The sequence below is a fragment of the Deinococcus ficus genome (assembly GCF_003444775.1).
In the GTDB taxonomy this organism is placed as follows: Bacteria; Deinococcota; Deinococci; order Deinococcales; family Deinococcaceae; genus Deinococcus; species Deinococcus ficus.
This window is the reverse complement of sequence record NZ_CP021081.1, coordinates 187,548-195,000: the sequence shown is the minus strand read 5'-3', so window position 1 is coordinate 195,000 and position 7,453 is coordinate 187,548. Positions and strand designations below refer to the sequence as shown.

The window sequence follows — 7,453 nt, the reverse complement described above, 5'->3', positions numbered from 1 at the left end:
GGCTGGCGTGGCGGCTGGCGCTGCGGGAGGCGCTGGTGGGGGCGCTGGGCCGGGGGTACGTGGTGACGGACCTGGCTCGGGAAGGAGAACGGGCCTTCTATGTGCTGACGCCGGTGGCGTGAAGCCAGCCCTGGACAAATCCACTCCACTGCATTATGTTATTTACATAAGGAGCGTGACCGCATGCTGCACATTGAATTCCTGACCGACCTGGGCGCCAAAGTCACCGTGGACGTCGACAGCGCCGACAAACTCCTCGACGTCCAGCGCCAGTACGGCCGCCTCGGCTGGACCAGCGGACAGGTGCCCGTCGGCGGCTACCAGTTCCCCCTCGACAACGAACCCGACTTCGACTGGACCCTGATCGGCGCCCGCAAATGGACCAACCCCGAAGGCGAAGACATGGTCATCCACAAGGGCCACGCCTACCGCCGCCGCGAACTGGAGGCCGTGGACAGCCGCAAGATGAAACTCCCGGCCGCCGTGAAGTACTCCCGCGGCGCCAAGAGCACCGACCCCGACCACCTGCGCGAGAAATCCGACGGCGAATTCGAGTACGTGACCCTGGCAATCTTCCGCGGCGGCAAACGTCAGGAACGCTACGCCATCCCCGGCGGCGCCCAGGGCCAGGGCAGCCGCCCCGCACCGAGCGCCGCCCAGCGGCCCGCCCCGGCACCCCGCCCCGCCCCGCGCCCAGCCGCCGCCCCGCAGGACGAGGAAGCCCCCTTCTAACCACACAGCAGAATAGGACCGCTCCCAGGGCATGCCTGGGAGCGGTTCTTGTCGGTTTACTCCAGCGCCTGCTTTGCCAGCCGGTCCAGCACCGCCCGCAGGTCTGCTGGCTGCCAGCCCTCCGGCTTGAGCTGCTTGCCGTCGGCGCGCTTCGGGCCGCTGGCCTTGCTCAGGTTCGCGCGCTGCACCTCCGCGAAGGCCGCGTCCGCGTCCACGCCCAGCATGTCCAGGGCGCCGTACGTCACGTACAGCAGGTCCACCAGTTCATGCACCAGCGGCGCCAGGTCCGCCGGCACCGCCCCGTCCAGGCGCGGGGCCAGCGCATCGAACTCGGCCTGCACCTCCGCCCACTCCTCGCTCAGCAGCGTGCGGCGCAGGGCCAGCAGCGCGGCGTCCGGCACGGTCGGGCGGTCCGGCGGGGTCAGGCCGATCGCGCGGTGAAAGGCCCGCAGGTGCCCCGCGTTCGTGAGGGGCGCGGCCCCGGAGAGCGGAGGAGCAGAGGAACGCGGCTCGGTCATCCCCGGATGGTACCCGGCCGCCCACACAGAAAAGAAGGGAGAGGCCGCGCGGGCCCCTCCCCTGCCGGTCTGCCGGCCTCAGACCATGCGGTCGTCGTCCATGATCGCCTGGAGCATCCAGCGGATCTTGTCGATGATGGCAGCGTACCCGTTGTACAGGTCGGCGGTGGCGGGGTCGTCCGCCTCGTCCACGGCCTGGCTGTCGTCGCGGTAACCGCGGCTCACGCGGGTCAGGTCCTCGACCAGGTCAGCCACCTGCGTGCGGGCGTCCCGGACGGTTTCGGTGGGGACCTTCACCACGCTGTAACGCGCGAGGTCGCTGGGCGCGGCGACGGGGCTGCCGCCCAGCGCCACGAGACGCTCGGCCTGCTCGTCGATGCCGGGGAAGATCATCTCGATGAACTCGTCGTACGCGAGGTGCAGGTCGCGGAAGAAGCGCCCCCGGATGTCCCAGTGGTACTTCTTGAATTTCAGGTACAGGCTGACGGTGGTCGCGAGGTTGCGCTGCAGCGTCTCGGCGACGATCTGGAACTGCTCCTCGGTCAGGTAGTTGTGGTCGACCAGGGCATTGTTCACGGTGCGCAGGTGCGCGGCGTCGGCATGGTCGGCTCCGGTCCCGCGCACGCCCTTCGCGCCGCCCTGCGCCGCGCCGCCGCGGGCGGGCGCCTTGGCTTCCGCCGCCTTGCCGCCGTTCTTGCTGCTCTTTTTCGTCATGGGCCCAAGGTACGCGCCGCGGCCGGAGGCGCCCATACCGCGTTCCTTTACCCAACTGGCATGAAGCTCAGGCCGGGTGCACGGTCAGGTGCAGGTCCTGCACCGCCAGCCGGACCTGCCCCCGCTGCTGCAGTTCCGTGACGTGGGCGCTGACCACCGCCCGGTTCAGCAGCACCGCGGCCGGGTTGACCATGGTGATGTTCAGGGCCGCGCACACCCGGGCCAGCAGCGCGTCCATGCCCGCCGGGCCGGCCTGCACGGCGGCCAGCACGGCCTGGGTGGTGCGCTCGTAGGCGGCGAGGTTCGCGCGGATCAGCGCGGGCAGGTCCCCGGTGGGAGCGCCATGGCCGGGCAGGGTGACGCGCACGCCGGCCAGACCCTCCAGCGCGGCGGCACTGGCTTTCTGCGCGGCCGAGTCGGCGCAGAAGGTCAGGGGGTGCTTATCCAGCGCGTCCGGGCTGAACAGCGCGTCGGCGGCGTACAGCACGTCCCCCACCTGCACGGCGTACATGTCCAGCGCGTGCCCGGGGACCGGAATCAGAGTCACAGGTATGCCGCCCAGCACCTGCTCGCCGGAGGCCACAGGCTGCGCGGGGCTGGCGGGCGCGAGCAGGAACTTGCCGCGCAGTTCGGTGGGGGGCGCGGCGCCGTACAGCGTCACGGGTTCCAGCAGCGGGTGGGTGATCACGGCCGCCTCGACCGGTGGGGCGTACACCGGCAGGTCCGGCAGCTGCCGGCGCAGGAAAGCGTTCCCGCCGTGGTGGTCGGCGTGGCTGTGCGTGTTCAGGATCGCGGCCGGCGTGAGCCCGGCAGCCTGCACGGCCCGCAGGAGTTTGCGCGCCTGCGTGTCGTCCAGGCCGGTGTCCACGACCAGGGCCCGGTCGCCGCTGCCGGTGACCACCACGCTGTTCACCGCGCCCGGCAGGTACGCCACGCGGTCACTCAGAGCCTCCAGCGGAGCAGGAAAGCCGGTCATGACCGCACCCTAGAGCATGGGAGTAGGCTCTAGCGCGTGACTGCCGCGTCCCCGCCCGCCGCGCCCGCGCCCGACCGGTTCCGTCCCGGTGCCGCGCAGTGGGGCCTGCTGTTCTCGAACTTCCTGATGTGGGGCGGATTTTTCGCGGTGGTGCCGCTGATCACCGTGCATTTCGTGAGCGACCTGGGCTGGGCGGCCGCCAGCGTGGGGCTGGTGCTGGCCCTGCGGCAGCTCACGCAGCAGGGCCTCACGGTGTTCGGCGGGGCGTGGTCGGACGTCGTCGGCCCGAAACCGCTGATCCTGCTGGGCTGCCTGCTGCGCGCCGCCGGTTTCGCGTGGATGGGCTTCACGACCACGCTGCCGCTGCTGCTGGCGGCCGCGCTGCTCGCCGGGATCGGCGGCGGCCTGTTCGACGCGCCGAAGAACGCGGCCGTGACCGCCGTCACGCCCGACCGGCAGCGCACGCGGATGTTCAGCGTGATGAGCATCGCCGGGAACCTCGGCATGGTCACGGGTCCGCTGATCGGGGCGCTGCTGATCGGCCTGGGGTTCCGCACCGCCGCCGTGGCCGCCGGCAGCGTGTACGTGCTGGCTGCCGCGGTTCTGGCGGCCACGCTGCCGCACACCCGGCCCGCCCCCGGGCAGACCCCGCCGGGCCTGTCGGGCCTGTGGGCGGCCGCGCGGGACCGCCGCTTCCGGCGCTTCACGCTGGTGCTCATCGGGTACTTCATGCTCAGCACGCAGCTGAACGTGATCGTGACCCTGAAGGCCGTGGCGCTGGCCGGCAAGGCCGCCACCGGCCCGCTGTACGCCCTGAGTGCCGGCATGGCGGTGCTGCTGCAGTACCCGCTGCTGCGGGTGGTGGACCGGCACCTGCCCACCCGCACGGCGCTGGTCACGGCGGTGCTGCTGGTCGCCACGGCGCTGGGCCTGATGGCCTTCGCGTCCAGCTTCCCGGCGCTGCTGGCGTGCGTGGCGCTGTACTCGCTGGGCAGCATGATCGTGTACCCCTCGCAGCAGACCCTCACGGCCCGCTTCGCGCCCCGCGCCCTGATCGGCAGCTACTTCGGGTTCTCCGCGATCAGCCTGGGGCTGGGCGGCGCGATCGGGAACGTCATCGGCGGCACGCTGCTGGACGCCGGCACCCGCCTGGGCTTCCCGGCGCTGCCGTGGGCGGTGCTGTTCGTGGTGGGCCTGCTCACCGCCCAGGGCCTGCGCTGGGCGCTGCGCGGCCTGCACGAGGAAGGCGAGGAGGACGAGGCGCCGGCACAGGAAGGGGCCCGCTAACCGAACCCTGGTCAGCGGGCCCCGGGTGGGAACCGGTCAGGGCCGGCTGAGGTCGGCGGCCAGGGCCGGCGCGCCCGCCAGCGCGTCCACGCTGGCTTCCAGGGCGCTGTCCACACCCTGCGTCAGCAGGCGGATCTCGGCCTCGCCCTGTTCCTTCACGACGTCCGGCGTGACCGATTCCGGGTACGGGGTGCCGTCGGGCTTCACGTAGTGCAGCAGCGTGAGCTGCACGGCCGCCGCGCCCACCTGGAACACGCGGGTGGAGGTGTTGCCCACCCCGGCCGTGACCTCCCCGACCACCAGGCCCCGCCTGGCGAACTGCGTCTCGTACGCGAAGAACTCGCTGCACGACCCGCTGCCCTCATCGACCAGCACGGTCAGCGGCCCGGTCCACAGCTGCGGGTTGCGGATGGGGGCGCCCACCACCCGGCCGTTTTCCAGGCGCACGCCGCCGCGCACCACGGTCGCGTCGGCGCCGTCGGCGGTGCGGGCCAGGCGGGTCAGGGTCGGCACGAACGCCGAGATGCTCTGGTCGCACTCGATCAGGCTGCCGCCCGGGTTGCCGCGCAGGTCCACGACCAGGCCCTGCACGCCGCGCGCCTGGGCCTGCCCGACGAGGTCGTGCACGGTCTGCGCGACCCCGCCGCCGGAAATAAAGGTGGGGATGCGCAGCACGGCCACGTCCTTGCCGTTCCGGCTGACGTACGACAGGCGCGGCAGGTCCACGGTGCTGCTCTCGCTGGACGCCAGGCTGGTGGTGAGGGTCTGGCCGGCGCGGCTGAAGCCGAGCTGGATGCCCTGGCCGCTCAGGCGCGCGTCACGCAGCGCGGTGTAGGTGTAGGGTTTGCCGTCCAGGGTGAGCAGCACGTCGCCGCGTTGCAGCCCGGCCTGCGCGGCGGTGCTGCCTGCGATGACTTCCAGCACCACGCGGTTCTGGCCGTCCAGCGCGGCGAGCTTCACGCCGAACTGGCGGCGGTTGCCGCCGCTGACGCTGGCGATGAAGTCCTGGAATTCCTGCGGCATCATGAAGAAGCTGTGCTGGTCCTCCAGGGCGCTGACCTCGGCCTGCAGGACCGGGTAGGCCTTGTCGGCGGGGCAGTCCTGCGGCTGCGGGGCGCACACGGCGTCCAGGCGCGACTGGTACTCGGCGCGCAGGGCGGCGCGGTCCACGCCGCTCAGGCCGCCGTACTCGTTCACGAGCAGGTCGTTCACCTGATTGAAGGCCGCCTGCGCCGGCGAGACGGCCTGCGCGTGCGTGCCGGGCGCGCCCAGCAGCAGGGCGGCGCCGAGAAGAAGCGAACGGGTCCCCCGGCCGGTGAGCACGGGGAACGCAGACAGGGTGCGGGCCAGGGGAAATGCGTTCATGGGTACGCCCCATTTTGCCCGGCCTACATGGGAAATTGGTGGGGTTTAAAGGCCACGCGGGTCACAGTTTCGGGTGCCGTTCAGCGGGCCGGCTGACGCTGGTACAGCTCCACGAACCGCCGCAGGAACTTCAGGCCCGGGGCGAGGCTGGCGCCCTGCACCCACTCGTCGGTGCGGTGCGCGTTCCCGCCGCGGTACACGCCGATCGCCACGGCCGGCAGGTCGTAGGGCGCTGCGGCGTTCGCGTCGGTGCTGGAGGACGCCGTGCGGATCTCTAGCTGCACGCCCTGCGCCGCCTCCCGCACCAGGGGCAGCAGCGCGTCCGAGTGCAGGTCCCCGCCGGGGCGGTCCCCGACGCGTTCCAGGCGCACGGTGACGCCCACCTCGCGCGCAGCGGCGTGCAGGGTCGCCACCGCCCGGCGGTCCAGGTCGTCCAGGAGCCCGGCGTCCAGGGAACGCAGGTCCAGCAGCAGGTCGGCGGTCGCGGCGATGCTGTTCACGCTGGTGCCCCCGCCAGCCACGCCGACGTTCAGGGTGGTGCGCGGCGTGATCGGCAGCGGCAGGGCGTAGAGGTCGCGGATGGCGCGGCCGGCGGCGTGCAAGGCGCTGGGGGCGGTGTCGCCCCAGGAGTGCCCGCCGGGGCCGTGGAAGGTGGCCCGGTAGCGGCGCACGCCCACGCCGCGGGTCACGGCGACGCCCATGTAGCCGTCCACGGCCACGAACGCGCCGAGGTGCGGGGCGTGCCGGGCGAGCAGGTGCTTGGCGCCGCGCAGGTCGCCCAGCCCCTCCTCGGCGACGTTCGCCACGACCCACAGCGGCCGGCGCAGGGTATGCAGCTGTCCGCGCAGGTCGCGCAACAGGGCGGTGAGCACCGCGAGGCTGGCGCTGTTGTCGCCCACGCCCGGCCCGACGAGCTTGCCGGCTTCCTCGCGCACGCGCACGTCCGTGCCGGCGTCGAACACGGTGTCCAGGTGCGAGGCGAGCATCAGGGCCGGCAGGGCGTCCAGGCCGGGGGTGCTCAGGCGCACGAGCACGTTGCCGACCTCGTCGCGCTGCGGGTCGTAGCCGAGGTCCCGCCACAGGTCCGTGATCAGTTCGGCCCGGGCGCCCTCCTGGAAGGTGGGGGCGGGCGTCTGGGCGATCCGGGTGAGGTAGGAGAGCGGCATGACGCTCCAACTGTACCCTCCGGTGCGGTCCGGACTGCTCGGCGCGCCGGGCCCAAAGCGGCGCGCCCCACCCCGGTTCATCCGGGGCGGGGCGCGGAGGGCGTGAAGATCAGCGGCGCAGCATGCGGCTGCCGATCGCGGCGGCCAGGCCGACCAGGCCGGCTTTCACCATGGGGTTGCTCAGCGCGCCGCCCTGCCCGAACGCGGCTTCCAGCGGGCTGGGGCCCTGCGGCTGGGCAGGGGCCTGGGCGGTGCGGTTGAAGGCGTCGAGCAGGCTGCTGTCGTCGGTGTGGTCCACGGTCTGCACGGGGTTGGCGGGGCTGCGGACGATCGCGTCGCCCATGCCCTGGCGCTGGTCGGGGCTCATGCCGCCGATGTAGTCGCGCAGGATCTGGTTGCGTTCCTCGGGGCTGGCCGTGCGCATGTACTCCTGCACGTACGCGGCGGCCTCCTGGGGGCTCACGACGCCGTCCATGTTGGTGTCGCGGGGGTCGAGGCGGGCCATCTTCTCGTGCATCTGCTGATCGAATTGCATGGTGGGACCTCCAGGGGAATCGGTTTTCCCCGTCAGGTTAGGCAGGCCCGGCAATAGGGGGGTGAGGTGGCCCTTCACGGGCATTCATGTGTCCACGCGGCGGCGGCCCGGTTTTTCCCGCCTGGGCCGCCGCCCGGGGGCGGAATTGCACTAGAGTGCG

The 7,453-nt window shown here is 72.3% G+C and carries 9 protein-coding genes (1 of these 9 running past the window's edge); 3 read left to right on the top strand and 6 right to left on the bottom strand.

Annotation, left to right across the window (positions count from 1 at the left end; translation table 11 throughout):
* Both DFI_RS00895 and DFI_RS00890 read left to right on the top strand, forming a co-directional pair.
* A protein-coding gene (locus tag DFI_RS00895) for a GNAT family N-acetyltransferase (RefSeq protein ID WP_043778399.1) crosses the window boundary here: on the top strand, positions 1–122 show its final stretch. Its footprint begins 679 nt before the window's first position; the window shows 122 of its 801 coding nt (coding positions 680–801); its start codon lies beyond the left edge, outside the window; the stop codon is at positions 120–122.
* A gap of 61 nt (positions 123–183) precedes the next feature.
* Entirely contained in the window at positions 184–732 is a 549-nt protein-coding gene (locus DFI_RS00890; protein ID WP_027463297.1) for a single-stranded DNA-binding protein, read from the top strand.
* Positions 733–788: 56 nt separating this feature from the next.
* Here DFI_RS00890 and DFI_RS00885 read toward each other — a convergent pair whose 3' ends face one another.
* The 3 genes from DFI_RS00885 to DFI_RS00875 all read right to left on the bottom strand — a co-directional run bounded on the left by DFI_RS00885 (position 789) and on the right by DFI_RS00875 (position 2,940).
* Positions 789–1,250, bottom strand: a complete 462-nt coding sequence (locus tag DFI_RS00885) for a dUTP diphosphatase (RefSeq protein WP_051307901.1) — start codon at positions 1,248–1,250, stop codon at positions 789–791.
* 78 nt (positions 1,251–1,328) lie between these two features.
* On the bottom strand, positions 1,329–1,964 hold the full coding sequence (locus DFI_RS00880; RefSeq protein ID WP_022800580.1) for a Dps family protein: 636 nt from the start codon (positions 1,962–1,964) through the stop codon (positions 1,329–1,331).
* Positions 1,965–2,031: 67 nt separating this feature from the next.
* Positions 2,032–2,940, bottom strand: a complete 909-nt coding sequence (locus DFI_RS00875) for an MBL fold metallo-hydrolase (protein ID WP_027463295.1) — start codon at positions 2,938–2,940, stop codon at positions 2,032–2,034.
* A 36-nt stretch (positions 2,941–2,976) separates the two neighbouring features.
* Between DFI_RS00875 and DFI_RS00870 the strand changes: the two genes are divergently transcribed.
* Entirely contained in the window at positions 2,977–4,227 is a 1,251-nt protein-coding gene (locus DFI_RS00870) for an MFS transporter (protein WP_051307900.1), read from the top strand.
* A 36-nt stretch (positions 4,228–4,263) separates the two neighbouring features.
* Here the strand turns inward: DFI_RS00870 and DFI_RS00865 are convergent, their stop codons facing one another.
* The 3 genes from DFI_RS00865 to DFI_RS00855 form a co-directional block, all read right to left on the bottom strand.
* Entirely contained in the window at positions 4,264–5,592 is a 1,329-nt protein-coding gene (locus DFI_RS00865) for a S41 family peptidase (RefSeq protein ID WP_027463293.1), read from the bottom strand.
* Positions 5,593–5,672: 80 nt separating this feature from the next.
* The gene (locus tag DFI_RS00860) at positions 5,673–6,758 is read right to left on the bottom strand and encodes a M20/M25/M40 family metallo-hydrolase (RefSeq protein ID WP_027463292.1); all 1,086 of its coding nucleotides are present in this window, start codon (positions 6,756–6,758) and stop codon (positions 5,673–5,675) included.
* A gap of 109 nt (positions 6,759–6,867) precedes the next feature.
* Positions 6,868–7,293 (bottom strand): hypothetical protein, encoded by a 426-nt coding sequence (locus DFI_RS00855; protein ID WP_022800585.1) that lies wholly within the window; start codon positions 7,291–7,293, stop codon positions 6,868–6,870.
* Positions 7,294–7,453: the final 160 nt, after the last annotated feature.